Source organism: Roseibium sp. AWQ4_290 (assembly GCF_056160985.1).
In genome coordinates this window covers 241,843-264,217 of record NZ_JBSWYG010000004.1, presented here as the reverse complement: position 1 = coordinate 264,217, position 22,375 = coordinate 241,843, and the positions used below count along the sequence as shown (strand labels likewise).

Genomic DNA, 22,375 nt, shown 5'->3' with positions numbered 1-22,375 from the left:
GGCGAGGCCATCCAGCGGATCGCCAACCTCTACGAAATCGAAAAGAAGGCACGCGGAAAACCGCCGCCGGAGCGTGCCGCAATCAGGCAAAAGCACGCCAAACCTATCTTCAATGATCTGGAAGACTGGCTTGGCAGCCAATTGACGCGGATCTCGGGAAAGTCGCCGCTCGCCGCTGCGATCCGTTATGCGCTCAGCCGTCTGCCGAAAGCCCGGCCGTATCTCGGCAACGGGCACTTGGAGCTGGACAACAATTGCGCGGAGCGGGCCATGAAGCCCATTGCCCTTGGCCGAAAAAATTACCTCTTCATGGGCTCACAAGGCGGAGGAAAATCAGCGACAACATGACCTGGCATTCGGTCGGAGAAGAAGGGCAAATCCGATGGCCCCCCAGCGAAGTCAATTCTATAGGGAGCTTGCGCAATACAAGACTTCATTGGCTTCAGCCCGTTGAATTTGGATTGAGGTTTGCAGAGCATGGTGGATATTCAATCCTCATGCCGAATTAGATTATTTTGAGCAGGGAGAGATTTACTCAAGCAAACGGATAATTCTTTACGACGGAATACCTAAACGCTGCCAAGAATGACATGTAATTCATTGGCCGGTCACGCCCATTGTGCTTGTTCCGATTTCATTCTCTCTGCGAAAATTTCGAACGCCCCAATTAGCGTTGGTGTGAAGTCCGAACGATTTCTGTTTAAGAATTCAAGACAGTCCGCTTCAGGAACGAAAGTCAAATCATCCAACTCAGATTTCCAGTCCGATGACATTATTTCTGAAGATGACAGATTTGTTTCGGCAACAAATGAAAATTCCGGATGAATATTAATGAGATCCAACACGATTCCAATTAGATAGAGACCGGACGTATCCAGACTGATATCAAGCTCTTCTCTCACTTCCCGCCGGATACAGTCGAATATTTCCGGCTTCAGCCCGTCCATGTCTAGCGCGGCATCAAAAAAACCTCCGAAAGTAAAGAACTTACCCGGATTGACTTCTGCAGTTTGAGATCTGCGGCCAATCGGAATCAGACCGTCCGAAGTTATTGGCAATATGCAAGTCCCAATGGGATTTGCTCTTGAAATGGCGCGCTCAGGTGATCTGGTTGCTACGTATTCACGGTAACTTGTCTTTCCAAGATTTAGTGCCAGCCTGCCGTTTTTCGTAACAGAATGCGAAGAAAGGCGAAATATTTCAGAATTGTAGATAGTTCTACCTTCCAATGCGGCAGTTTTGTTTCTATCGCTCCACTCCTTTTCGATCAAATCGATGTCAGACTGGCTGTATTTCGCATCATGATTTCCAGGCGAATAATCAACAATTACGTCTTCCTGGCGCTGCATTCCAGACCAAGCAATTTTGTATTTGTTTGAAACTAAATCTTGCATGCAACCACCTTTGCCTGTCTTGTCTGTATGCGCGAAATCAGGTTCTCAAACCACGTGAGCAGTACATAAACACCCCAAATGGCCCGATCGTTTACGTGAATTCCATTCTTCTTCTTGAATAAACGATTTGAACCAATCTACGGCCAACCGTAAATCCGGGTTGTCTGGCCAATCTGGACCACGCGACTCAGGAGGACCGAAGACGCCCTCAGGCAATTTGGGCGGATTATCGGGCGTCGCGTTGAAGAAGTCCTCTTGAGTAAGTGCCATGGATAAAGTGTCTCTTTCGAACTCCGAGAGGGAAAAACGTGTGCCAAGGTTGCTGAATTTGGTCGAAAATAAAACCAATGCACTCGAATTTTCGACCGTTCAGCTGGCGCACTTGAAAAAACGTTCGAACGTTTTGCTGGACAGGCTGCTGCCACCAAGGGTTAGATAATGATTTGAAGCAGATCAAATAAAGCGTCTTCTCTCAATCGACGCTATCCTGTTCTGCGGACTGCCTGAATTGGTTCCATAGTCCCGTCGCACTGTTGAATTTCGCTTCGAGAGCCCGCAGCGCACTAGAAATAATTGATTTGTCGATCTTCCTGCCAATCCGCGTTTCGACCATGGAAGAGATTTTTTCCAAGGACATGGGGCTCCTAGTCCCTTCCAATACGGCCGAAACAGCATGACTGATGGTTTCGCGCCTCGAACCTCCCCATGCTGTACAATACAAGTATCGACCTTGTGCAATCTTCATTCGGTCGTCTTGGGAGGCAATAGAAAAAAGTGCCTCCGGAGGGCAATCATACGTAGGCAATAAATTTGTCAATTCGCTTACATGAATGCCACACTGTTTTTCTTCAAGTATATTTAATAACCTTTCAATAAATTCCCTTTGTATTTCGCGTGAAATCGGTACATCTCTGTCATTAATTCCCCAAAGACCAGGCTGCAAACGAATGAGCGGGTCAATCGGAGAAATCTGAAAGAATTCGTTGATGCCCCGTACTGCTGTCAGGCGTTCTTTTATTTCCCTATTCCCCAGTGGTCGCCCTGCCATCTGAACTATAGCGACAACTGCTTGGTGTATATCAATTCGATATTGCTCGTCAGTGTCCTCTCCGGCCGCAATCCAAGTCATCTTTCCAAGAGATCTAAGCATTGTTGATCCAGAGAGCACGATATCGAGCACGTACTTGTCCAGGTTTCCCAACTCACCAGACAAATGTTCAGATATCTCAGAAAGAATTTCGGAAGTATGCCATTGCCTGGCAAGTGGTACCGAGCATACGATATCTTCAGCTTCATTTCGCACTCGCAACACTTGCTCGTCAGACAATGGAAAATGACGTGCAAGCCCGAAAGTACCGCGTGAATAAAGAAAGCCCACGTTCGCAGCAGCGTTATGAGCCCGCCTTTCGTCTAGGACTTTTCCATCTCTCTGCATCGCACGTTTCGCTATTTCTGTGTAGTGCAATGGCGAATCGGATTCCGCGAGAATGGCTTCAACAAGGCTTTCTGCGCCTCGTCCGAAACTTGTCAGTGTGCGCGATCCGTCGGAGTTTAAGCTAAAATGGCAAAACTGCGATGAATTATCCCACAGTAGAGTGCCAAATTCTTTTGCGGAGTTCGGCAGCAAACCATTTACGAGCGATCGTGCGTATTCTTCGGTCCACTCTTGTCCCACTCCGGAAGACAAGAGCGCAGATGCCTCGGCAACAGTTCGATCCCAAGTTTCCCGATTCATAAAGCTGAAGTAGTCAAGACCACCTACATGAATAACATGAATGCGATTATTGCATGCAGTTTGAATAATATTTGCAATAAACATTTGATTTTGAGATATACCCTCAAACCATAAATCAATTGCTTCTACGCCAGAAACCGGAAGCGGAAAATTTCGACCAATCAAAAGTCGCGAAATTTTCTGATCGAGAATGTCGTCCCAGGATGATTGGCGCATCCATTTTTCGGTCGCACGGGCCTCGATTTGTCGAATCCGCTCGCGTGTTATTCCGTAATCGTCTGCAATCTCCTGCAACGTTTCCGGTGGCGTTTCGAAACCGAAGCGCCGGACTAGCACGTCTCGTTCGCGGTCAGAGAATGACAGCAATGACCTCCGCACGTCCGTCAAAAGGCGATTAGATAAAGGAATTGCTTCCGCCGCATCCGCACGGATCGGTCCATCGTTGACGGCGGCGATAAGCGCCTGCTGAGTATCCCTCAGTGATTTTCGGCCAAAATTTGGCTGATCCAGTAGCGTTTCTGGTGACCAATTGGCCAGATCGCTCACCGTGTTTATGCCACCAACTCGAAAGACATTGTCGGCCCTCACATGCGGTCTCAGTTCGTCGTAGGTCCGAAATGTCCGCATCCCAGTCCTTTGTGAACGGCGCAATGAATTTCCGCTTTTGAGTTTTGAGCCCCAGCCGCTGAATGACTGGAATGGAAGCGCGAAGCTGCCTGTCAGCTCAAACCAGGAGCCGTCCATCAGTTCCGGGGCCAAAACTGGAATGGCGGCTCAGAATGCCGGATAAAGTGAAGGGACCGTCGTCCTAGGATCAACGTCTCCGAAAACTCGGCTGGCAGGTCCAGAATTCAAAGCGACTGATCCGGTTAAGATACTGCCTCCGGGCCGATGTTCTTCATTTAGGTCATATTGTGCGGGCTGCAGGTGCAATTGCCAATTAACGGCTTCGTAAGTCCTAACGTCCTAGCTTGTCGCCGATTTCAGATTGCCAATTCCCAGGATCAGACATGTATAAGATTTTCCTTGGATTTTTCCTGTTCGTGACCCTCGCGGCGTGTCAGCATCAACAGCCTGGCGTTTCGGCCTTCCGGATCAACCGAGTGATCGTCGACCCAGGATCAGACGGCTACGGAACGGTTGCCGCCGCACAGCTTAGATCCAAGCTTCAAGCCGTTGCGAACGACATAAACCGCCAACTCAAGCCAGGGGCACCCGTCTACGATCTTACTGTGCGGTTCGACAGGGTGAAATATGTAACACCAAATGGACCGTTCATGCTGGGGCGAAGCACGGTTAAAGGTACGATGCAGGCGGGTTCCTGGAGCTACAGTTTCTCCGCGTCGGATGATGGTGCACCCGGCCTTGGCGAAGCCTTCAACCTCGACAGCTATTACAGTCCTGAGCGCAGCTTCGGCAGGATCGCCAAGCGCATAGCCAACAAGTACTCCAGGCACCTTGCTGACGTGTTTGGGACCCGCCCGGTTCCATGGGACAGCCTCTCACATGCCGCTACCACACCGCTCCGCCAGAACCAGAGCGCTGTCCAAGGAAAGCCCGGCCAAGTGCCTCCGCCGCCGCAGGTTCTGGTCGGCGGGTCCCGTTAGAGCAGAGGCGACCACCCAGTTGACACTTCGGCCGAAATGGCCGTTTGATCGGAGGAGTGGAAAGTCCGGACTACTGACCCTGGTAATCTTTAGCCGCGGTGTCCGCCTTCGGGATCAGCCTAGGGACCGGTGAATGACCGATCTGGGGACGCACTGCCGCCGTCTTCCGTTGATGCGCTTCGCAGTCGCAACGAATGACGGCTTCGACGGGCCGCAGCGCAGGATGCAGCTCCACCGATGAACGACCGCTCCGGGCCGCGAACGACGCTGGGGCAAAGTCGATCGCTGTGATCATCGTTGCGGCGCAGCAGGTCGGCTCCGGGTCCCAGTGTTGACGACTGCTGCGGTTTGCACGAATGTCTGCCTCGATGAAAATCTCGTTTGAAGAGGCAATGCAATGATTGATTTTCACATCCTGCTCGTGTTCATCCCCATTGCATTTGCTCTAAACATGACGCCCGGCGCAGATATGCTTTTCTGCCTTGGTCAGGGCGCGAAATCCGGACCAAGAGTCGGCCTTTTCGCGTCTCTTGGGATTGCGACCGGATCGTTCATCCACGCCCTTGCTGGCGGACTTGGTCTTGCAACATTGATCGCTGCGAACCCCATCGCATTCGAAGTGATCCGTTGGGCGGGCGTCGCCTATCTCGTTTATCTGGCCTTTCAGACAATCATGTCTCCAATAGGTCAGGTTTCACCAAACAATATTGAAGGTTCATCTGCTTTTAAGGCATGGAAAGACGGCGCTTTTGTTTGCCTGCTCAATCCAAAAGTTGCGATCTTCATGCTTGCGCTGGTTCCTCAGTTTGTTGATCCGGAGCGCGGCTCAGTTCTGCTCCAGTTTTTGATCTTCGGAACAATTCTGAACATTGGCGGCACTTTGATTAACGGTATAATCGGCATGTTTGCGGGCAGGATCAGCGGTGTCTTGGCGAAAAACAAACGCGTAGCGCGTGGCCTCCAGTACGCGACGAGTTCTGTCTTTTTCGGGCTTGCAGCGAAGCTGGCGTTTGATCGGCGCTGATGTTTCCACATGCCTGTTGTCATTATTGACCGGACATTCACGGGATGAACCGCAGCTGTGGCAATGTCCCGCAGTGCCGGCATCTGGCGGGCAATCGTCTTTGCTGACGTAGCGAATGGAGGCTTCGACGGGCTGCATCGCGGCAGTATATCAGCGGGTGAATGTCGGCAATGAGCCGGAAGCGACGACGAGCCTACAGGGCGCGAGTGGCTGTTTCGCCAAATGCCGGAACCCAAACCTTTATGGCAACACATAACTGCGCTTGGTAGTGCTTGAAACCACATTTGGATCAGGGTCTGGGGAGCGCTTCCACGCCTTTTCTTTCAACGCAGGCGCCCCCAAGCCCTTCTTCCGGTAGCGCCTTCAGGACAGACGCACAAGCTGTTTGCCGGGAGAGATCCAGAACACCCGCTACGCAAAAACATCCGCTTCACTTGGCAGATGTTCGCCCTGCTCCTCAAGGTCCTTGCGATAGGCCTGACAGATGACCACCGCAAAGACGGCAAAGCTGGATGACGAAATCAGCTTGACCGCGGCCAGCGCCAGAGCCCCGGCCGGATCCGGAATGCCCTGTGGCGTGACCGGATCTGATCCGATGCCGAGATTTTCAAAAAGGATCAGGGCTGCGAATCCGAGTGCCATCACCCCGCCGACCCCAAAAGCCAGTCTCGGGAGCAGATACCGGGCCTGCCGGATCGCCCGGCCAACCGCCAATCCCGCTCCCGGGCGAACCCCCAGCAGCATCGCCGGAAAGGCCGTCCCGAAAAGGAACATCGTCAGAAAATAGATCCCGGCTCCGCTCAGGACTGTCAATCCGAGAAAAGCTTCCCGGTTCAAACTCTGGCCGAGGGACCCCGCCATGAGCAGAAAGATGACGGCGATACCCACCACGAGGATCGGCACATAAAGCAGCAGGAAATAACGCAGGAGAAAACCGGCAAATTTCCGATTGATATCCTTGCCCTTTGGGTCCAGCCCCAGCAGATGCACACAAAAGTAGAAGACAAGACCGGCCTCGGCGAGGCCACGCGCAAATGTGATCGAGTTGTTCAAGTCATAAACAACATTGACCGTTTCCAGACCATAGAGCGCGCCGGTAAAGCCGAGAGATGCCGGCCAGCACGCCAGGATCGTGCTGTAGGCCTGCGAAAAGATATTGGACCCGTTCACGCAAAACACCTTCCGGGGATATAATCGCCTTCCTGTCTAGCCGGTTTTCAGGCCTATGAGCAACCGGTCCGGGTACAGATGACAGTTTCCCGTATTGAGAATCCGGAGACATGGTCAATGCTTTGGAAAAAGCGATCTGAAAGCGTTGTCACAGATGAAGAAAGCAATGCGCCTCCGCCGGGTCAGTCCGGCCGTTTTTCCGGTGTCAACAGCCAGGAGAAAACGGCAAGTGCCAATGCCGCACCGGCAAATTCGGCGGCAATGAACCCGGGCAGATCCGCCGGGCGGATGCCCGCGAATGTATCGGTAAAGGCCCTGGAAATAGCCACAGCCGGATTGGCAAAGGAGGTTGACGCCGTGAACCAGTAAGCAGCCGTGATGTAAAGCCCGACCAGCCAGGGCACGGCCGCTTCCCGGAACCTTATGCCAGCCAGAATGCTGGCCAGAAGCCCGAAGGTGGCAACGACCTCCGCCACCCATTGCCCCGTCCCGGTGCGGATGGTTGAAGAGGCTTGAAGCACCGGCAATTCAAACATGATGTGGGCCACAAGCGTTCCGCAAATTCCGCCGAAGATTTGAGCGGCCATGTAACCGATGCCGGTGCGCAGGTTCATGTCGCGCTTCAGCCAGAAGACGAAGGTGACCACCGGATTGAAATGGGCCCCGGAAACGGGCCCCAAAATGGTGATCAGAACGACCAGAATGGCGCCGGTGGGAAGTGTGTTGCCCAAAAGGGAAACGGCAACATCCTCAGACAGGTTGTCCGCCATGATGCCCGAGCCAACCACGGTGCCCACCAGCATGGCGGTTCCAAGGGCCTCGGCGGCCAGCCGGCGGGAAAGGCTAAAATGCAGCATGAAGGGCCCCGTTCAATTTTCCAAAGCGCCAATGGCAGCCAGTCTGGATGCACCGTCTCCGGCCTCAAAAACATTCTCGCCAAGGGCAAGCATCTCGCCGATCCGGCGCTCCAGACGTTGATAGGCAAGATCAAAGGCCGCGCCCCGCACCGCATCATCACCTTCCACTGAGGCCGGATCGGCAATGCCCCAATGAACCACCAGCGGATGCCCGGGCCAGACCGGGCAGGCTTCTCCCGCAGCGCTGTCGCACACCGTGACAATCAGGTCCATTTGCGGTGCTTGAGGGCCGGCGAACTCTTCCCAGCTCTTGGAGCGGAACCCGTCGACCGGCAGGCCTTTGCGGCTCAGACAGGCCAGAGCATCCGGATTGATCTGGCCCCTTGGCGTTGATCCGGCGGAAAAGGTCGCAAATTTCCCCGCGCCCAGATGCCGTAAAATTGCTTCCCCCAGCACGGACCGTGCCGAATTTGCCGTGCATAGAAACAGGACATTGCGCATTGTCCGTCAGCCTCGCTTGCAGTTCATGTCTTGATGAAAGGGCCTGAGCCCCTGGAGAGGTCTGGAGACAGGCCGGCAAACGGAGCACACAGAGCCGGCTGCCCGCCGCAGCAATCCTCAAGCAGATAGGTCACCAGGTGCTGCATTTGCACCAGGTTCGCCCGGTAGAGAATCGAACGCCCGTCCCGCTCGGCCTGCACAAGACCGGAACGGGACAGAGCGCCCAAGTGGGCCGATAGGGTATTCGGACGCACCTTGAGTGCATGTGCGATCGCCCCGGCGGTCATGCCGTCTTTTCCCGTTTTCACCAAAAGGCGGAAAACGTCGAGGCGGGTTTCCTGACCTAAGGCAGCCAATGCAGTCATGGCGTCTTCTTTTTCCATAATTCGAGAATACCCGAATTATGGAATTGATCAAGGGCAAATTTTTCTCAGAACAAAGGGCATGGTTTGATTGCAAAAGCCAAAAGCCTGCACCTGATACCGCCCGCAACCATTGCTGCGCTCAGACAGAGCCGCGAAAAACAGCTTGGGCCGCGGGAAGATCTTCAGCCAGCGCGGAGGCTCGATGTGACCAGAGCCGCAATCGGCGTGCACAGATCCGGCTGGCCGCCGCAGCAATCCTGCAGCAGGTAGGTCAAAAGAGATTGCATTGTCGACAGGTCGGCCCGGTAATGAATGGAGCGCCCGTCCCGCTCCGCCTCTACGAGGCCAGACCGGGACAGGGCGCCCAAGTGGGTCGATAGGGTGTTCGGACGCACATTAAGTTCTTCTGCAATGGCACCGGCGGTCATGCCTTCTTTTCCCGTTTTCACCAGAAGGCGAAACACGTCGAGGCGGGTTTCCTGACCCAAGGCTGCCAAAGCACTCAAGGCATCTTCTTTTTTCATAATTCGATAATACCCGAATTACCGAATATTGCAACTTTCAACTGATATTCCATCCAACTTCAAGTGAAGATATGCGTTTTCACGGATCCCGGTCTGCGCGAATGCCGCTTTTTCCACAACTGAGAAACACCCCTGGCGCCCTTCTGCCGGGCATCTCATACCAACCTCAATAGCTAGGAACCGATCTGACGGTGTTTGGGGACTGTTCGGCAAGGAGCAGGTTGCAGGGCGATATGGTTTATCGTTCAAAACCTGGGACGCAGCTGAACAGTTCTCAAACACGGCCTCAGCCTGCTCCGGCCCGCCGGACTGCGTTGCGCCGCTTGAACGGCCAACCAGGCCGTCCTGCGCAACGCGCCTTGCCGGCCAATCCGGACCAGCGCCATCAGATGGGTTTCTATCTATTCAGGTTGGTATCAGGCGGCCTTGGCCGCCAGACGTTTCCTGATACTGTCAATATCGGCCCTGGGGGTCGCGGCAAACAGGGTCTTGGTGTAGTCGTGCTGCGGGCTGTTGAAGACCTCATCGCGCGTGCCGTATTCTACCACTTCCCCGAAATACATCACCATCACCTTGTCGGCGATATAGCGCACCACCGACAGGTCATGGGAGATGAACACATAAGTAAGGCCCATCTCGTCCTGAAGGTCTGCCAGGAGGTTCAAGATCTGCGCCTGGACGGACAGATCCAGTGCGGAGACCGGTTCATCCAGCACCAGCAGTTTCGGCTTCATCATAATGGCCCTTGCAATGGCAATGCGCTGGCGCTGGCCACCGGAGAACATATGCGGATAGCGCCCGTAATGTTCCGGCTGCAAACCAACCTTCTGCAGCATTTCAAGGGCCAGATCCCGGCGCTCAGCGGCCGGCATGTCTGTGTTGAGAAGAAGCGGTTCTTCCAGCACATGACCGATCTTCTGGCGCGGATTGAGCGACCCATAGGGGTTCTGAAAGACAATCTGCACCTTCTGGCGCATTTCCCGCGAGATACCGGTTTTTGCAATATTGATGGGCAGGCCGTCGATTTCGATCGTGCCTGCGCTTTGCGCATCGATCATGGTCAGCATGCGGGCCAGGGTGGACTTGCCGCAGCCGCTTTCGCCAACCACCGCCAGGGTCGTACCCCGCTCAACATCGAGGCTGACGCCCTTGACCGCCGTTAGCTGCGACGCCTTCTTGAAGAGGCCGCCCTTGATGTCATAGGTCCGGTAAACATCCCGGACTTTCAGGATTGTATCCTCAGCCATTTCAGAACCCTCCTGCTTCGGCAAAATCACTGACCGTCGGCAGGCGGTCACCCGTTGCATTTTCCGGCAAAGCCGACAGCAAGGCCCGAGTGTAGGGGTTTTGGGGGGTTTCAAACAGGGACAAGACGTCCGCCTCCTCCATCTTGCGGCCCTTGTATTGCACGATCACCCGGTCGGCGGTTTCCGCAACCACCCCCATATCGTGGGTTATCATGATCAGCCCCATGCCGCTGTCCTGCTGCAGCTGGACCAGAAGATCCAGGATCTGCTTCTGGATGGTCACGTCGAGCGCCGTTGTCGGCTCGTCCGCAATAAGCAGTTTGGGAGCACAGGAAATGGCCATGGCGATCATCACACGCTGGCACTGGCCACCGGACATCTGGTGCGGAAAGGCGTTGAGCCGGCCAGCCGGATCGGGAATGCCGACTGATGTCAGCAGCTCCACCACCCGGTCCCGGACCTTGCGGCCTTTCAACTCCGTATGGGTCTTGAGCGCTTCGCCGAGCTGAAAACCGACCGTGAAACATGGGTTGAGGCTGGCAATCGGCTCCTGGAAGATCATGGAGATGTCCCGGCCGATCACCCTGCGCCGGTCCCGGGCGTTCAAGCTGCGCAGATCAAGGCCCTCAAACGTCATGGCATCGGCCGTGATGGTGGCCGTCTCCGGCAGCAGGCCCATTGTGGCCAGCATGGCAACGGATTTGCCCGACCCGGATTCCCCGACAATAGCAAGCACTTCACCCGCATCGACGGTATAATCAACCCCGTCCAGCGCCTTGAACGGCCCTTTGGCAGTGTCGAATTCGACCCGCAGGTTGCGAATTTCAAGGAGTGGCATTATATTTTTCCTCAGTATGAAAGGTCATACAGCACAAGAGGCCAGACGACATGCGAACGAAACCTATCATTCCGCTGATCTGAACCCGGCCGGTTCCGGCTAAGGGGCCAGGCATTTTTGCAGCCCCCCGAACAGCGCCGCCAGGTCGGCCGCGTAAACTTTCACGACAAGATTGACAATCAGGCTGGCCGCAACAATGAGCAGCCCGGCGCGGGCCACTCTCGACAGCCAGCAATAGACAGCGATCATCCGGCGCGCATTCGCCCCCGCCTTCAGGCAGGACCGGGCGATCTCGCGCAAGTTGCCCAGAACCGCCGTCTTGCGGTCCACACTCAAGGCCCGGAACGCATCGCTGCGCAGATCCGACAAGAGATAGTAAAGCCCCCGCTCCAGATTGTAGTAGCGCACGATGGAGCGCAGCGGCGAGTTCGGGATGATGGACAGCTCGCTCTTCACCGTTCCCATGACCAGATTGTCGCCGCTGGCGAGCGTGTAGATGTCATAGGTCTTGAAGGCCCGGCTGGCCGCTTCCAGCTGTTCGGTGATCCGCTGATATTGCTCGTCGGACGCATGGGGTTCGACCCCGTCCATATTGGTGCGGATCTCGACCTTGAGCGCGGTCAGAAGCTCGTCCTGCTTGCGCAGGCGCTCATACCACCACACCAGCCAGGCAACGACGGATTTCGCCAGCCAGGCCGCCGCCGCGATCATCGCGGCCGTGGCCGCAGCAATCACGGTGGCCGCGCCCCGCTCCAGCCCTTGCAGAAACAGAACGGCTTCACACAGGACGTCCACCCGCCTCAGCTCCTCTTCAGTTTCGGGTCAAGCGCATCGCGCAGACCGTCGCCGACCAGATTGATGGCCAGAACGGTAATCAGGATCGCCAGCCCCGGGAAGGTCACCACCCACCAGGCCCGCAAAATGAATTCCCGCGCCTCGGCCAGCATCGTGCCCCATTCCGGGGTTGGCGGCTGGGCGCCCATGCCCAGAAAGCCGAGAGCGGCCGCATCCAGAATGGCATTGGAGAAAGACAGGGTTGCCTGAACGATCAGAGGCGCCAGGCAGTTCGGCAGGATGGTCTTGAACATCAGCCGCATGTGCCCGGCTCCGGCCACCTTGGCCGCAACCACATAATCCCGGGACCGTTCCGAAAGCACTGCCGCCCGGGTGAGGCGGACAAAATGCGGCTGCAGCACGATGGCAATCGCGATCATGGCATTGATCAGCCCCGGCCCCAGAATGGCCACCAGAACCAGCGCCAGCAGCAAGGAGGGAAACGCCAGGATGATATCCATGATCCGCATGATGAAAGTATCAACGGCCCCGCGCATATAACCGGCCACCACCCCCATGGTGATGCCGCCGGTCAGGGCGATCGTGACCACCATGACCCCCACCAGCAGGGACAGGCGCGCTCCATAGATCAGACGGGAGAGGATGTCCCGGCCGATGGCATCCGTGCCCAGCAGAAAAGCGTCCTTGCCGCCCTCCTGCCAGACCGGCGGGGTCAGGAAACTGTCCCGGTACTGGAAGTCAGGATCATGCGGAGCCAGGACCGGTGCGCCAACCGCCATGAGAACCAGCAGCACGAAGACCACCAGTCCGGCGACCGCGCCCTTGTTCTGGGAAAAATAATACCAGAACTCGGCGAGCCGGGCTTTGGTCGCATTCCGGCTTTCCGTTTCCAGCTTCAATGTGTCTGCCTTTGCAGGCGCAGAGGGATCTGTCATTGCTCTTTTCCTCCGGCTCAGGTGTGGCGAATGCGCGGATTGATGAGGCCGTAGAGCACATCAACAATCAGATTGACCATCATGATGATCCCCGCGATCAGAAGCAGCCCGCCCTGGACCACCAGATAGTCACGCCGGGAAATACTGTCGACAAGCCACTTGCCGATCCCGGGCCAGGAGAAGATCGTCTCGGTCAGGATGGCCCCGGCCAGAAGCACGCCGACCTGCAAGCCAATGGTTGTGACCACCGGAATGAGCGCATTGCGCAGGGCGTGCAGGCCGATGACCGAGCGCGGCGGCAGCCCTTTGGCCCGCGCCGTGCGCACATAGTCCTCGCCCAGAACCTCCAGCATGGCGGACCGGGTCTGGCGGGCAATCACCGCCATGGGAATGGTCGCCAGCACGATGGACGGCAGGATCAGATGCTGAACCGCCGACAGGAAGGCGCCCTTCTGCCCGGACAGCAGGCTGTCGATCAGCATGAAACCGGTCACCTGTGGAAAGTAGTACAGCAGGGAAATGCGCCCGGAAACCGGGGTCCATTGCAGGATGCCGGAAAACAGGATGATCAGCAGCAGCCCCCACCAGAAGATCGGCATGGAATAGCCCACAAGAGCCGTGCCCATGATGGCCTGGTCTGCCACGGTACCGCGCTTGACCGCTGCGAAGATGCCCGCCGGGATGCCCAGGCAGACCGCAATCAGGATCGCGCACAGGGCCAGTTCTGCGGTTGCGGGAAACAGCGTCAGAAAATCGTCCAGAACCGGGCGTTTGGAGACAAATGAAATCCCGAAGTCTCCCTGAAAAATCCCGAGAATATAGTCGAGATACTGCTGCCACCAGGGTTTGTCGAAGCCAAGCTGCGCCAGGATTTCAGCCCTGCGTTCGGGGCTCACGCCGCGCTCGCCGGCCAGAAGAACAACCGGGTCCCCGGGCAAGAGGCGAATGAACACGAAGGCGACAAAGGTGACGCCAAGAAAAGTCGGGATCAACAGACCGATACGGCCCAGAAGAAAACGAAGCATGTCAGGTTCCAGATACGAAGAACCAGCGGACCCCTTCTCAGGAAAGGAAGGCCTCCGCCGGTCAGAATTTGCGAAAGCGCCGACAGAATCCCTGCCGGCGCTTCACGTTTTCAGGCGGGTTTACTCCGCGATGTCCACACCCTTGAACCAGTGGCCACCAAGCGGGTCCATCACATAGCCGGAGACCTTGGAGGACATCGGCATGAAGACGACGGAATGGGCGATCGTGGCCCAGGGCGCCTGCTCCTTGAAGACAACCTGCGCCTCTTCATAGAGCTTGGTGCGCTCGGCCTTGTCGGTGATCGTCTTGGCTTTCTGGATCAGAGCTTCGAACTCGTCGTTGCACCACTGGGCACGGTTCGAGCCGCCAACACCATCACAGCCAAGCAGAACGGCCAGGAAGTTGTCCGGGTCGCCATTGTCACCGGTCCAGCCGAGCAGAACAGCCCCGTCGCGGTTGACGTCCTTGGAGCGGGACAGGTACTCGCCCCACTCATAGGAGACAATCTCGACATTGACGCCGATCTTGGCAAAGTCGGCCTGAATGACCTCGGCCATACGCCGTGCATTCGGGTTGTAGGGCCGCTGTACCGGCATCGCCCAGATCTTCATGGACAGGTTTTCGACACCGGCAGCCGCCAGCATTTCCTTGGCCAGCTCCGGATTGTAGTCGTCGTCTTCAACAGCGTCGTTGTAGGACCACATGGTCGGCGGGATCGGGTTCTTGGCCGCTTCGCCGGAGCCCTGGAAAACCGCATCCAGAATGGCCTGTTTGTTGATGGCGTGGTTCAGGGCCTTGCGCACTTCCGGCTTGTCAAACGGCGCGACCTTGGTGTTGTAGGCCAGATAGCCCACATTCAGGCCCTGCTGTTCCATCAGGGTCAGGCCGCTGTCAGCCTTGATATCAGAAATATCGGCCGGTGCCGGAAAGGGCATCACATGACACTCACCCGCCTTCAGCTTCTGAAGACGCACCGCCGCATCCGGGGTGATGGCGAAGATCAGGTTGTCGATCTTTTCCTTGCCGTCCCAGTAGTCAGGATGGGCCGCATAGCGGATGACCGCGTCTTTCTGATAGCCGACAAACTTGAACGGACCCGTGCCGACCGGCTGCTGGTTGAGCTGTTCCTTGGTGCCCGCGGCAGCCAGCTGATCGGCATATTCGGCGGACACGATGGAGGCGAAATCCATGGCCAGGTTCGCGATCATCGGCGCTTCCGGCCGGTTCAGCACGAATTTGACGGTATAGTCGTCAACCTTCACGATCTCCTTGATGAGATCAGGCATGGACATGCCGTTGAAATATTCCCAGGCTGCACCGGCGGTGTATTCATGCCACGGATTGTCCTTCTTCAGCTGGCGCTCGAAGGAGAAGATCACGTCATCGGCGTTGAAATCGCGGGTCGGCGTGAAAAAATCGGTCGTGTGAAACTTCACACCCTTGCGCAGGTTGAACGTGTATTCCAGACCGTCTTCAGACACATTCCAGCTTTCCGCGAGCCCCGGAAGCACTTCCGTGGTGCCGAGCTTGAACTCGACAAGCCGGTTATAAAGCGGTTTGGAGGACGCATCGAATGTGGTACCGGCGGTGTAAAGGGCGGTATCGAAGCCTTCAGGAGACCCTTCCGAGCAATAGACCAGGGTCTTTGCCGACGCGCCGCTTGCCGCAACCACAGCAAGGCTCGCACCGAGAAGAGTTGCCTTCAAGGTTTTTTGAAAATTCATCAATTTGTTCTCCCCTTGATGAAGGGCAAGGGCCTTGCATCATTGAAACGTGCAAAGGAGTTAAGCCCGAGCCAGCGCAAACTAAGGCTTTTTTCCGACAGAAAATCAACTGCCAACATATTTCTAATTTTACGCATGTTTTGAAATGTTTTTGCTAGGTAAGCGGCGCTGACGTAGTTTTCTCACCGGAAACACTCTTAACGGGGAAGCTTTATCACAGCAGAATTATTTGACCGAATGGTCTAAGTTTTTGAAAAAGAAAGATCTCTCAGCACCTTCCCTTTCAGAAGGGCAAAAGGCCGCAGGAATCCAGGCGCCAGCGGGCCAGCTCACTCCCCCAAGGGAAGATGCCAACCCGTCCGGGCACCCGGGGCATGGCCTTTTCAAGAAGATTTTGAGCGTGTTCTGCCAACCGCATCCCGCCAGCCTGCCAGCAGACGGCCCCGCTGGATCTCCTCAAGCCCGGGCTCGAAACGTTTTTCCAGTTTCCATTGGGCGGAAAACGCGTCCTGCCCCGGCCAGATCCCGGCCTTTGACCCGGCCAGCCAGGCCGCCCCCAGTGCTGTTGTCTCAGCAATCGTCGGACGATCAACCGGCGCGCCCAGAATGTCGGCAAGAAACTGCATCGTCCAGTCGGAGGCGGTCATACCGCCATCCACCCGCAAGACAGGCGGCTCGACGCCGGACCAGTCGGCCCGCATTGCCTCCACCAGATCGCTGGTCTGATAGCCGACACTTTGCAGAACCGCGCGGGCAATTTCCTTCGGCCCGGTGTTCCGGGTCAGGCCGAACATCGCCCCGCGCGCCTCCGCATCCCAATAGGGCGCGCCGAGCCCGACAAAGGCGGGCACCAGATAGACATCCTGCGTGGGATCAGCACCTTCCGCGAGCCCCTGGGTGTCGGTGGCGCTTTCAATGAGCCCGAGCCCGTCCCGCAGCCACTGGACCGCCGCACCGGCTACAAAGATCGAGCCTTCCAGAGCGTAGGTGGTCTCACCATCAAGCCGGTAGGCAATGGTTGTCAGCAGCCGGTTCCTCGACCGGACGGCCGTGCTGCCCGTGTTCATGAGGGCAAAACAGCCGGTGCCGTAGGTCGACTTTACCATGCCGGGATTGAAACAGGCCTGGCCGACCGTCGCCGCCTGCTGATCGCCTGCGACCCCGAGGATCGGCAGCGCCCGGCCAAACAGCTCCGGATCGGTCGTGCCGAACTCATCCGCGCTGTCCTTGACCTGCGGCAGGAGGCTCATGGGAATGCCAAGCACTCCGCACAGCTCTTCGTCCCAGCCGTTTTCGTGAATATTGTAGATCAGCGTGCGCGAGGCATTGGTCGCATCCGTCGCATGCACCTTGCCGCCGGTCAGATGCCAGATCAGCCAGGTATCGACCGTGCCGAATGCCAGCTCACCGCGCTCGGCCCGGGCCCGCGCGCCGTCCACATTGTCCAGCATCCAGGCGACCTTGGTTCCGGAGAAATATGGATCAAGCAGCAAACCGGTCCTGGAGGTGAACATGTCCTCCAGCCCTTTCTCGCGCAGGCCCGCGCAGAAATCCGCCGTACGCCGGTCCTGCCAGACGATCGCATTATAGATCGGCTCTCCCGTGGCCCGGTCCCAGATCAGCGCCGTCTCGCGCTGGTTGGTGATGCCGATTGCCGCCACGCCGCGGCCGCCTTCGGGCGCCTTGGCAAGCGCGTCCCGGCACACCCGCAAAGTGCTGGTCCACAAATCGGAAGGGTCATGCTCCACCCAGCCGGATTTTGGAAAATGCTGCGGAAATTCCTGCTGTCCCACACCAACAGGACTAAAGGTCCCGTCAAACACAATGGCACGGCTTGATGTTGTGCCCTGGTCTATGGCCAAAACACATCCTGCCATGGCGCACCTCCCGATAGTCTTGTTGATTTAATCCGCCTCGAGTGTGGTGGACTTGAAATACGCCTGATTTGTGCAGCGCGCGCCGTAGCGTATTCCAATTCCGAAAACCATACTAGAAACATAGACTTTCTAGTCACCCTCATGAAGCTGAAGCTTGTTCTGAACGCGCTGGAAAGGAGACGAACTTCAGATTCAAGAGGGTGACCAGGCAAACCGGCCGCGATCTGCGGCCGGGCAAACTATGCCGCAGCGCCGGTCTTCTCTGCAAGACGGCCAGTCATATAGGCATCAAGCCGCTCAGCGGCCTCCTTGCCGACGCGCAGGCCCAGCTTGGTTCGCCGCCACAAAACGTCTTCCGCCGTCCGTGCCCATTCACGGCCCATCAGCCAATCGACCTCCGCGAGCGTCAGATCTGCCCCGAAACACTCGCCCAGATCGTCCAGGGTGGCTGCCGCCCCGAGCACTTGCCGGGCATCCGTGCCGTAGAGCCGGACAAGCCGGGTGGCAAATCTATCGGTCAGGAACGGATAGTCCTTCTGCAGCCCGGCCACTTCCGTTTCGAAGGCCAGCACCTGGAAATCCCCGCCTGGCAGTGGCGCCCCGCCGGTCCAAAGCCCGCCCTTCAAGGACAGATGATCGTCAAGTTTCTCCAGAACCTGCTCCGCCAGCTTGCGGTAGGTCGTGATCTTGCCCCCGAATACCGACAGAACCGCTGGCCGGCCTTCGCCCGCATCCAGTTCCAGCACATAGTCGCGCGTTGCCGCCTTGGCATCCTTGGCACCGTCATCATAAAGCGGCCTCACCCCGGAATAGGTGTGCACCACATCTTCCCGCGTGATCTCCTGTTCCAGATACTCGCTGGCGGCCGCGCACAGATAGGACACCTCATCACCGGAAATCTGCACCGCACCAAGGTCGCCCTGATAATCCACATCGGTGGTGCCGATCAGCGTGTAGTCGCCCTCATAGGGAATGGCGAACACGATCCGGCCATCGCCATTCTGGAAGATGAAACAGCGGTCGTGATCAAACTGGCGCGGCACGATGATATGGCTGCCCTTGACCAGGCGGATGCCGGAGCTGTTATTGGCACCAACAACACCGCGCAGCATGTCCGCAACCCACGGCCCGGCCGCATTGACCAGCACCCGTGCGGTTACCGTCCGCTCTTCGCCGGTCGCCAGGTCTTTCAGAACCACGGACCAGGCTTCGCTGTCCCGGCGGGCGCTGATGCATTTGGTGCGGGTCAGGATCTTTGCGCCCCGGTCCGCCGCATCCCGGGCATTGAGCACCACCAGCCGGGCATCATCCACCCAGCAATCGGAATATTCAAAGCCCTTGCGGAACAGTTTCTTCAGGCCTTGCGCATATGGCCCCTGGTCCAGACGAACCGTTTGCGTGGCCGGGAGCAATTTGCGCCCGCCCAGATGATCATAAAGAAACAGACCGAGGCGCAGCAGCCAGGCCGGCCGCAGGTCCTTGTGATGGGGCAGAATGAAGCGCAGCGGCCAAGCAATGTGCGGCGCAATACCCCACAGCACTTCCCGTTCCTTCAGCGCTTTGCGCACAAGATCGAATTCATAATATTCCAGGTAGCGCAATCCGCCATGGATCAGCTTGGTAGAGGCGGACGAGGTCGCGCTGGCCAGATCCCCCATTTCGGCCAGAAGCACCGAGGCGCCGCGCCCGGCCGCATCCCGGGCAATCCCCGTTCCGTTGATCCCGCCACCAATTACCAGAAGGTCATATTCAGCCGCCATCGGCCTGTCTCCGGCTGGAGCCTCCTGCGCGTGAGCGAGCGCCCAGGAAGGCTCGATCCATGAAAAATCCGGCCAACGTCCAAGAGCGCCCCGATTTTGGCCGCGCGCCGCTGACCCCGAGCGCATACGCGCCCTTTGAACTCCAAATGAAAATAAAACGAAACTTCTCGAAATTCAACCAACAATTCGCCCGAGACCTCAAGACACGCTTTCAGGGCCAGCTCGAAGGCCAGCCCTCACAGTGCGAACTGTTTGAGAGGTATCTGTTTTCGAACGCGGCCCGCTCATCCGGCTTCAAGACGCCCTGTCCTGCGCGCCGGTATTTTTTCAGTGTCAGACTGAAGAAGCCCTCCCGGTAGAGCACGGTGGGCTCAAAAGGCGCCTATGGCCGCCGCCTAAGGCGCTGCTTCGGCGTCAGGCGGTGCATCATCCGCAGGCGCGTCAGACACGGCAGACGCGCCGTCTTTCCCCATTAACGGTGCCTTGCCCCCGGCAAAGGGTGGGGTTGCCGCGTGATAGGTCACCTGCGGGAACGGGATTTCGATGCCCCTTTCATCAAACACCTGCTTGATGAATTCATTATAGGCCCGGCCGACAGACCACTGGTCCCCTGGCGTTGTCTTGATGCGCGCGCGGATGTCGATGGAGCTGGCCCCGAAATTGGTGACCCCGTGCATCTCCAGATCGCCGAAGATCTTGGCCCGGAAATCCGTTTCCTGCAGCCGATCGAAAGCATCGCACATGGCCTGCTTCGCAAAGGCGATATCCGTGTCGTAAGACACCCCGATCAGAGCCACATGATAGGAGAAGCCGCGCATGAAATTCGACACCATATCGACCGAGGAGAACGGAATGATATGGGTCGTGCCGTCCAGATCACGGATCCGCACGGAGCGGATGGTGATCCCCTCCACCGTGCCGGTCAAACCGGCCACCGTGACCACATCCCCCTCATTGATGGCATTTTCAATCTGAATGAAGGCCCCGGTGATGATGTCCTTCACCAGCGTCTGGGCGCCGAAGGAAATGGCCAGACCGACCACACCGGCACCGGCAATCAGCGGCCCGATATTGACGCCAATTTCCGACAGGCCGAGAAGCACCGCCATCACCAGAATAATGATGCTGAAAGCATTGCGGAAGAGTTGGAACAAGGTGCGTTCGCGAGCGCTGACAATATAGCCTGCCCGCGACTGCAGGCGCAGATCCACCCAGGACATGACCGCGAGCCAAACCACAAAGGCCACGAGCACCACAAAGAAAGCGGAGCCGTAACGCCCGACAAGATCCCGCCCGATATCACTGGAGAACCAGCCCAGCACATCCATGACACCCCAGATATCCAACAGGAGCAGGATGGTGCCGAGAAACACGACAAAGCGGATGATTTTCAACAGACGTGGCACAAAGGCATTGAGCCGGTACTGCAGCGCCGGCAGCTTCCGGTGAATGTCTTCCGGCAGCCGGATGCCCCCCTTGATAGCCCGGGTCATCACCAGAGAGAGCAGCATGCCGGCCATAATGGTGATGATCGACAGGCCCGTGGCCCGCAAAATGATGGTGGTGGCATCAAAGGGCCGCGTCACCCAGACCAGGAACACCGCAAGAATGTAGCCATAGGCAGCCAGATGCCAGAGATTGCCGAGATTGGACAGGGCCCGCTGCGCCAGGACGCTCTGGAGCGACTGCGCATAGGCCTTTACTCCTTTGCGGACCTTGACCCGGTTGATGCTGATGAGCCCCATAAGCCCCAGCATGCCGGCAAAGACCACCAGAAACCGCAGCGCGTTGCCAAGCACAAAGGAAACGGCGAGATTGGCCGCCGGAACCAGCAGGAACACGCCGTAATTGTTCCAGTACATGTAAATGCGCAGCCACGAATACCAGTAATCGGAGCTTTCGTTCCCGAAGGGCAGCAGGCGCAGTTCCGGACGCCGCGGTGCAAATACAAACCGCAGGGCGACATTCGACATGCCCGTGATGAAAAAGGCGTTCAGCGCCAGACTTTCCTGGATTGTCACGCCGGTCTCCAATCCGCCATAGCCCAGCAGCGCGATGACATAGCCGACCCCGAGGCCAACGGCGACCGTCAGTGCGTCGATCAGCGTCGTCACGATCAGGATGAAGGCGCGCATCAGGCCGCCCCCATAGCGGGCCTTGAGCGCCATCTTGGGATAGATCCGGCGCGCGGCAAACTGGCTGATCCAGAAAGCGCCATAGGCAACCACCAGAACCACCGCAACCTGCCAAAGCACCAGATAGACCCGGTCCCACTTGACCGGAATGTCCCCGCTAAGGATCAGCCGCAGCCCTTTCAGAGAATGGCGGACCCGGTCCAGAACATTTCCGGCTTCATCGGCCAGGGCACGCGTGTACTCGCCAACCCGCAACACAAAGCCCCGCCCAGCCGGATTGGAGGCTGCCGCCTCTGGCGTGGCAGCGGCCCCATCCGACGCAAGCGCCGCGCCTTGCGCAGGCGGCGCCGCAGGTGCCGCCTCCTGAACTGCGCCTCCGGCCTCAGTCCCGTTTCCGGCAGCATCAGCTGCGTTTTTCTGCAAAATTCCGATGAGCGCTTTCCGGCTCTCCGGATCGTTCAGAACCTTGATCAGCGCCTCACTGGCCTCTTGCATTTCGGCCGCATTTTGTGATGCAGACGCCTGCTCCTGCGCAGCAGCCGGAGCCTCAGACAGCACAAACATTCCCAGAACAACCGCAAGACATAGGCGCAGCGTTTTCATCTCATTCCCGCTTGGTTCGACATCATCATGACCGCTTCAGTCACAGACGGACACTAGACAGGGATCTGCACCGGATGAAAAGCCCCCGGGAAAGCCCGTCAACGGCTTTCGCGCGACGCGCTAAAAACAACCTGAGATACACATAACCCCTTTTTTAATTTCGCCAAAATCACCTGAATCTTACGCTTGGGAACAATTTATACGCGAACCACGCAAGCCTCGGTAATTTTTAGTAACGCAAAAATAACAATATTCAGA

21 protein-coding genes are annotated in these 22,375 nt (G+C 57.2%); 4 read left to right on the top strand and 17 right to left on the bottom strand.

Annotation, left to right across the window (positions count from 1 at the left end; translation table 11 throughout):
* Positions 1 to 348: IS66 family transposase (locus ACXAH0_RS06250; protein WP_475189765.1), on the top strand; the 348-nt coding region annotated here is incomplete at its 5' end.
* Positions 349 to 608: 260 nt separating this feature from the next.
* Here the strand turns inward: ACXAH0_RS06250 and ACXAH0_RS06245 are convergent.
* The 3 genes from ACXAH0_RS06245 to ACXAH0_RS06235 form a co-directional block, all read right to left on the bottom strand.
* Positions 609 to 1,394: a hypothetical protein gene (locus ACXAH0_RS06245; protein ID WP_475189764.1), complete on the bottom strand. Its 786-nt coding sequence runs from the start codon at positions 1,392 to 1,394 to the stop codon at positions 609 to 611.
* Positions 1,395 to 1,439: 45 nt separating this feature from the next.
* On the bottom strand, positions 1,440 to 1,664 hold the full coding sequence (locus tag ACXAH0_RS06240) for a hypothetical protein (RefSeq protein ID WP_475189762.1): 225 nt from the start codon (positions 1,662 to 1,664) through the stop codon (positions 1,440 to 1,442).
* A 202-nt stretch (positions 1,665 to 1,866) separates the two neighbouring features.
* The gene (locus tag ACXAH0_RS06235) at positions 1,867 to 3,873 is read right to left on the bottom strand and encodes a sigma factor-like helix-turn-helix DNA-binding protein (protein ID WP_475189759.1); all 2,007 of its coding nucleotides are present in this window, start codon (positions 3,871 to 3,873) and stop codon (positions 1,867 to 1,869) included.
* Between the two features lie 266 nt (positions 3,874 to 4,139).
* Between ACXAH0_RS06235 and ACXAH0_RS06230 the strand changes: the two genes are divergently transcribed.
* Together ACXAH0_RS06230 and ACXAH0_RS06225 are read left to right on the top strand one after the other, a co-directional pair.
* Complete coding sequence (locus ACXAH0_RS06230; RefSeq protein WP_475189758.1) at positions 4,140 to 4,736, top strand: hypothetical protein; 597 nt, start codon at positions 4,140 to 4,142, stop codon at positions 4,734 to 4,736.
* 397 nt (positions 4,737 to 5,133) lie between these two features.
* Positions 5,134 to 5,760, top strand: coding sequence for a LysE family translocator (locus ACXAH0_RS06225; protein ID WP_475189756.1), 627 nt, complete (start codon positions 5,134 to 5,136; stop codon positions 5,758 to 5,760).
* Positions 5,761 to 6,171: 411 nt separating this feature from the next.
* Here the strand turns inward: ACXAH0_RS06225 and ACXAH0_RS06220 are convergent, their stop codons facing one another.
* The 13 genes from ACXAH0_RS06220 to glpD form a co-directional block, all read right to left on the bottom strand.
* Entirely contained in the window at positions 6,172 to 6,930 is a 759-nt protein-coding gene (locus ACXAH0_RS06220; protein WP_475189755.1) for a hypothetical protein, read from the bottom strand.
* Between the two features lie 182 nt (positions 6,931 to 7,112).
* Entirely contained in the window at positions 7,113 to 7,787 is a 675-nt protein-coding gene (locus tag ACXAH0_RS06215; RefSeq protein ID WP_475189752.1) for an aquaporin, read from the bottom strand.
* A 12-nt stretch (positions 7,788 to 7,799) separates the two neighbouring features.
* Positions 7,800 to 8,288: an arsenate reductase ArsC gene (locus ACXAH0_RS06210; protein WP_475189751.1), complete on the bottom strand. Its 489-nt coding sequence runs from the start codon at positions 8,286 to 8,288 to the stop codon at positions 7,800 to 7,802.
* A 23-nt stretch (positions 8,289 to 8,311) separates the two neighbouring features.
* Positions 8,312 to 8,671: an ArsR/SmtB family transcription factor gene (locus ACXAH0_RS06205; RefSeq protein WP_475173779.1), complete on the bottom strand. Its 360-nt coding sequence runs from the start codon at positions 8,669 to 8,671 to the stop codon at positions 8,312 to 8,314.
* A gap of 164 nt (positions 8,672 to 8,835) precedes the next feature.
* Entirely contained in the window at positions 8,836 to 9,177 is a 342-nt protein-coding gene (locus ACXAH0_RS06200) for an ArsR/SmtB family transcription factor (protein WP_475189748.1), read from the bottom strand.
* Between the two features lie 416 nt (positions 9,178 to 9,593).
* Positions 9,594 to 10,424 (bottom strand): dipeptide ABC transporter ATP-binding protein, encoded by an 831-nt coding sequence (locus ACXAH0_RS06195; RefSeq protein ID WP_475173774.1) that lies wholly within the window; start codon positions 10,422 to 10,424, stop codon positions 9,594 to 9,596.
* A gap of 1 nt (position 10,425) precedes the next feature.
* Positions 10,426 to 11,262: an ABC transporter ATP-binding protein gene (locus ACXAH0_RS06190; protein ID WP_475189747.1), complete on the bottom strand. Its 837-nt coding sequence runs from the start codon at positions 11,260 to 11,262 to the stop codon at positions 10,426 to 10,428.
* Positions 11,263 to 11,361: 99 nt separating this feature from the next.
* Entirely contained in the window at positions 11,362 to 12,057 is a 696-nt protein-coding gene (locus ACXAH0_RS06185) for a hypothetical protein (protein WP_475173769.1), read from the bottom strand.
* A 5-nt stretch (positions 12,058 to 12,062) separates the two neighbouring features.
* Positions 12,063 to 12,992 (bottom strand): ABC transporter permease subunit, encoded by a 930-nt coding sequence (locus ACXAH0_RS06180; protein WP_475189744.1) that lies wholly within the window; start codon positions 12,990 to 12,992, stop codon positions 12,063 to 12,065.
* A 17-nt stretch (positions 12,993 to 13,009) separates the two neighbouring features.
* Positions 13,010 to 14,017, bottom strand: a complete 1,008-nt coding sequence (locus tag ACXAH0_RS06175; RefSeq protein ID WP_475173764.1) for an ABC transporter permease subunit — start codon at positions 14,015 to 14,017, stop codon at positions 13,010 to 13,012.
* A gap of 120 nt (positions 14,018 to 14,137) precedes the next feature.
* Entirely contained in the window at positions 14,138 to 15,742 is a 1,605-nt protein-coding gene (locus ACXAH0_RS06170; protein WP_475189743.1) for an ABC transporter substrate-binding protein, read from the bottom strand.
* Between the two features lie 383 nt (positions 15,743 to 16,125).
* A complete protein-coding gene (gene glpK / locus ACXAH0_RS06165; protein ID WP_475173759.1) occupies positions 16,126 to 17,619 on the bottom strand; it encodes a glycerol kinase GlpK in 1,494 nt (497 codons plus the stop codon).
* A gap of 239 nt (positions 17,620 to 17,858) precedes the next feature.
* A complete protein-coding gene (gene glpD, locus ACXAH0_RS06160) occupies positions 17,859 to 19,379 on the bottom strand; it encodes a glycerol-3-phosphate dehydrogenase (protein WP_475189741.1) in 1,521 nt (506 codons plus the stop codon).
* 59 nt (positions 19,380 to 19,438) lie between these two features.
* Between glpD and ACXAH0_RS06155 the strand changes: the two genes are divergently transcribed.
* Positions 19,439 to 19,738: a hypothetical protein gene (locus ACXAH0_RS06155; RefSeq protein ID WP_475189739.1), complete on the top strand. Its 300-nt coding sequence runs from the start codon at positions 19,439 to 19,441 to the stop codon at positions 19,736 to 19,738.
* 36 nt (positions 19,739 to 19,774) lie between these two features.
* Here ACXAH0_RS06155 and ACXAH0_RS06150 read toward each other — a convergent pair whose 3' ends face one another.
* Positions 19,775 to 22,117: a mechanosensitive ion channel domain-containing protein gene (locus tag ACXAH0_RS06150; protein WP_475189737.1), complete on the bottom strand. Its 2,343-nt coding sequence runs from the start codon at positions 22,115 to 22,117 to the stop codon at positions 19,775 to 19,777.
* Positions 22,118 to 22,375: the final 258 nt, after the last annotated feature.